The sequence below is a fragment of the Streptomyces huiliensis genome (assembly GCF_020037025.1).
Classification (GTDB): Bacteria; Actinomycetota; Actinomycetes; order Streptomycetales; family Streptomycetaceae; genus Streptomyces; species Streptomyces huiliensis.
Genome location: NZ_JAIQLH010000235.1, coordinates 1 through 4,208 on the forward strand (window position 1 = coordinate 1; position 4,208 = coordinate 4,208).

2 protein-coding genes and 2 pseudogenes are annotated in these 4,208 nt (G+C 76.3%); 2 read left to right on the plus strand and 2 right to left on the minus strand.

The annotated features are described in order from the left end of the window. Positions 1-1,016 (minus strand): MFS transporter (locus tag JNW98_RS29375; RefSeq protein ID WP_223771337.1); only part of this gene is annotated, 1,016 nt, incomplete at its 3' end. A gap of 120 nt (positions 1,017-1,136) precedes the next feature. Here JNW98_RS29375 and JNW98_RS29380 point away from each other — a divergent pair. Continuing rightward, positions 1,137-1,715 carry a TetR/AcrR family transcriptional regulator gene (locus tag JNW98_RS29380; RefSeq protein ID WP_223771338.1) on the plus strand — a complete coding sequence of 193 codons (579 nt, stop codon included), beginning with the start codon at positions 1,137-1,139 and terminating at the stop codon, positions 1,713-1,715. 27 nt (positions 1,716-1,742) lie between these two features. Here JNW98_RS29380 and JNW98_RS29385 read toward each other — a convergent pair. Next, a pseudogene (locus JNW98_RS29385) lies at positions 1,743-3,077 on the minus strand (response regulator transcription factor); the annotation flags it as partial. Positions 3,078-3,221: 144 nt separating this feature from the next. Between JNW98_RS29385 and JNW98_RS29390 the strand changes: the two are divergent. Further along, positions 3,222-4,208 (plus strand): annotated as a pseudogene (locus JNW98_RS29390) (hypothetical protein); the annotation flags it as partial.

Here is a 4,208-nt window from a genome sequence, read left to right on the forward strand (position 1 = left end):
CCGGCGCACAGCGCCCACAGGTGGTCGCCGCCGAGCCAGAAGAGGGGGAGGGAGACGACGGCCGCCGCGTAGCCCGTGGCCATGACCCGGTGGGTGCCGAAGCGGTCGATCAGGGCGCCCGCGACGGGCGAGGCCACGGCCGAGGTGAGGCCGAAGAGCCCGAACAGCCCGGCCGCCGCCGTGGTCAGGGCGTACGCGCCGTGCTCGTCCGTCAGCAGCAGGACGAGCGACGTCCACAGCGCACTCCAGGTGCCGAACACGCCGGCCTGGCGCACGCACGCCGCCCGCAGGGCCGGCGAGGAGACCAGCAGGCCCGGCAGCCCGGCGATGGCCTTGAGCGGGTGGGACGGACGGATGGGCCGCGTCTCGGGCGGCAGTACGGCCGCCGTCAGGACGCCGATGGCCAGGGTGAGCACGGCCGCGCCGAAGAAGACCGGCCGCCAGCCGTACGCCTGGCCCGCGAGCCCGCCGAGCACCCGGGCCGCGACGCTGCCCGCGAACAGGCCGGTCACTACGGCCCCGACGTGCTGTCCCCGGCGCTCGGCGGGCGCCCGCTCGGCGACGAGGGGGACGAGCAGCTGCGGGACGACCGTGGCCGCGCACGCCACGAGGACGGCGGCCGCCAGCGCGGGCGTACCGCGCATGAACCCCGCCGCCGCGACCGCCACGGCCGCCACGGCGGACAGCACCCACACCAGCCGTCGCCGGTCGGCGGTGTCACCGAGCGGGGCGAACAGCAGCAGGCCGACGGCGTACCCGAGTTGGCCGACCGACGCCACCCAGCCCACGGAGGAGGACGGGACGCCGAAGTCCTTGGCGATGAGGCCGAGGAGCGGGGTCGCCAGGTAGATGTTGGCGGCCGTGATCGCCGTACAGACGGAGATGACGGTCAGGAGGAGGCCGGTTCGGGGGCCTTTCCGGCCGGTGCCGGGGGCGCCGGGGCCGTCGGAGGCTTCGGTGAGGGTGGCGGCGGCGGTCGGGGTGGATATGGCGGGTGTGGCGGGTGTGGCGGTCATCGCGGGAGGTGCTCCCCACTTTCGGTAGGACGTCGCGCGTTAACAACCAACTGGTTGGTTGAAGATATTCCCGGCCCCGCCCACCCCCTGTCAACCGATTGGTTGGTTACTCTGGGTGGCATGGCAGGAGTAAGGGATCCCGAGGCCACCAAGGCCCGCATCTTCGCGGCGGCCACCGCCGAGTTCGCCGCGTACGGCATCGCAGGCGCCCGGGTGGACCGCATCGCCCGCGAGGCCAAGGCCAACAAGCAGCTGATCTACGCCTATTTCGGCAACAAGGCGGAGCTGTTCTCACAGGTCCTGGAGGCCCGGCTGACGCAACTCGCCGCAGAGGTGCCCGTGGACGCCGAGGAGGTCGACGCCTGGATCGACCGCCTCATGGACTACCACGCCGCCCACCCCGAGCTCATCCGCCTCATCTACTGGGAGGGCCTGGAGTACGGCACCGACACCTTCCCGCACGAGGACGAGCGCAAACGGCACTACGACCGAAAGGTCGCCGTCTTCGCCGAGGCCCAGCGCAAGGGCGTCATCAGTTCCGAAATCCCGCCCGCCGACCTGCTGTTCATGCTGATCGCCCTGGTCTCCTGGTCCACCGTCCAGCCGCAGATGCGCCGCGTCCTGACCGGCGACACGGACGAGGACCGCGCCCGCCTCCGCGCGTCCGTACGGGCCGCCGCCCGGCGCATCGTGCGGTGAACGCGTGCTCGGGAAGCGGCCCGGAGGTCACCCCGGACTGGTGCCGATCTTCGTGAGCAGATCGACGATCCGGCTCTGCACCTCGGCGCTGGTGGACCGTTCGGCCAGGAACAGGACGGTCTCGCCGGAGGCGAGCCGGGGCAGCTGGGCGGGGTCGATCCCGGCCGACGTGTAGACGACCAGGGGCGTCCGGTTCAGGAGCCCCTGCGACCGCAGCCAGTCCAGGATGCCCGCCCGGCGGCGCCGTACCTGCATCAGGTCCATGACCACCAGGTTCGGCCGGATCTGCCCGGCCAGCGCGACGGCCTCGGAGTCCGTGGCGGCGCAGGCCACCTGGACGCCGCGCCGCTCCAGCGTCGCTGTGAGCGCGTTGGCGATCGGCTCGTGCTCCTCGACGAGCAGCACGCGCGCCGGGTGCATCTCGCTGTCGCGCGGCGCCAGCGCCTTGAGGAGGACGGCCGGGTCGGCGCCGTACGCCGCCTCCCGGGTGGCCTGCCCGAGACCCGCCGTGACCAGCACGGGAACCCCCGCCGCCACCGCCGCCTGGCGCAGCGCCTGGAGGGCGGTGCGGGTGATCGGCCCGGTGAGCGGGTCGACGAACAGCGCGGCCGGGTAGGCCGCCATCTGCGCGTCGACCTCCTCGCGCGAGTGCACGATCACCGGCCGGTAACCGCGCTCGGTCAGGGCCTGCCGGGTGGACGTGTCCGGGGCCGGCCACACGAGGAGGCGGCGCGGGTTGTCGAGCGGCTCGGGCGGCAACTCGTCGTCCACGGGCGGCGGTACGGGCTCGCCGGGGCTGACCTCCACGGCGCCGTTGGGGCCGTCGAGCGGCTCGGGGCCCTCGGCGCCCTCGTCCGGCGCTCCTATGGCGAAGGCGCGGCCTTCCTGCGCGGCGGGCGCGGGACGGGGGCCGAGCGGGCCGATCGGGCCGGGGCGCGGCGCGGCGGCGGGCGCCTGCGCCCGGGCCTGCGCCTCCCGTTCACCCGCGTTGTCGGCGGGGTTGCCCAGTTTGCGCCGGCGCCCGGAACCGGCGCCCGCCGCGTTCGGCGTGCCGCCGGGCGGCGTCTCCCCGCCCTGCTGGACGTAGGACGCGCCCTGCCCGAGCGTGCGCACGCTGATGGCCCGGGCGACGTCACCGGAGCCCGGCAGCGCCGACGCGCCCGGCTCCTCGGCGAGCGCCCGGCGCGCACGCCGGCGGCCGGTGGGCGGAGCGCCGGCCGAACCGTCGAGGCCCGGGCGGGCGTCGGGAACGTCCTGACCGGCCCCCGCCGCCGGACCGACGGCCCCGGGCGCGGACGCCGAAGGCGTGACGGGGCCCGTGGGGCCATTGGGGCCGACGGGGTCGTGGTGACCGCCGGGGCCTACGGGGATGGCCGTCCGGCCCGCTTCGGGGTGCCCTTCCTCGGCACGCTCCGCGCGCTCGGGGCCTCCGGCGTGGCCGCCACGGCCGGGGTTCCCGGGGTTCCCGGAATTCCCAGGATGCCCAGGATGCCCGGGGTGGTCGACATGGCTCACGGAGCCGGCCCCGGCCTGCACCACACCCGCGTGCCCGGCATCGGCCTGCTCCGCACCGGCGGGCCCGACACCGGCAGGCCCGAGACCGGCAGGACCGACACCGGGCCGGCCGCCCTCGGCCGGGCCGGAGTGCCCCGACGCGGTGGCCGGAGCGGCGGGCCCGACGGGTCGGGCCGGCCCCATCGGACCGGAGGCGTCCACAGGCCGTGCGACCCCGGGCGCCCCGGACTGCCCGGCCGGCAGCGGCGCGGGGCCGTCAGGACCCGCCGGAGCGCCGGACGCGAGACCGCCGCCCATGCCGCCCGAGCCGTCGCCGACACCGTCCATCCCGTTGCCGTGACCGGGAGCGCCGTGGCCGGGACGGCCGTGACCGGGCGCGCCCAGACCGGGCCCACCGAGCCCGGATCCGCCGCGATCGGGAGCACCGTGGTCGGGTCGACCGAGACCGGGCTCCTCATGGTCGGGAGCGACGACGTGGTCAGGGCGACCGAGAACGGGACCGCCGTGGTCGGGTCCACCGAGGCCGGATCCGTCATGACCGGGACCGCCGTGACCGGGACCACCGTGACCGGGACCACCGTGACCGGGAGCGACGTACCCGGGCCCACCGGGACCGGATCCGCCGGGACCGGAACCGCCGTGGTGGGGTCCACCGATACCTGGGGCGCCGAGACCGGGACCGCCATGACCGGGCCCACCGGCACCGGATCCGCCGTGATCAGGAGCGACGCGCCCGGGCCCACCCAGAGCGCGTCCGCCGTGCCCAGGCCCACCCAGAGCGGGCCCACCGAGGCTCTGTCCGTCCCGATCCGATCCGCCCTGCTCGTCGACCACCGCCGGGGCCATCGGCCCGCCCACCGCGGGCCCGCCGTCGAAGGGCCCGCCCTGCGCCGGCACCGGCCGGCCCGGAGCGTGGTCGGCGCCCGCGGCGGGCGGTGCCTTGCGGTCGGCTTCGGCCGGCGGCAGGGCGAACGGGCC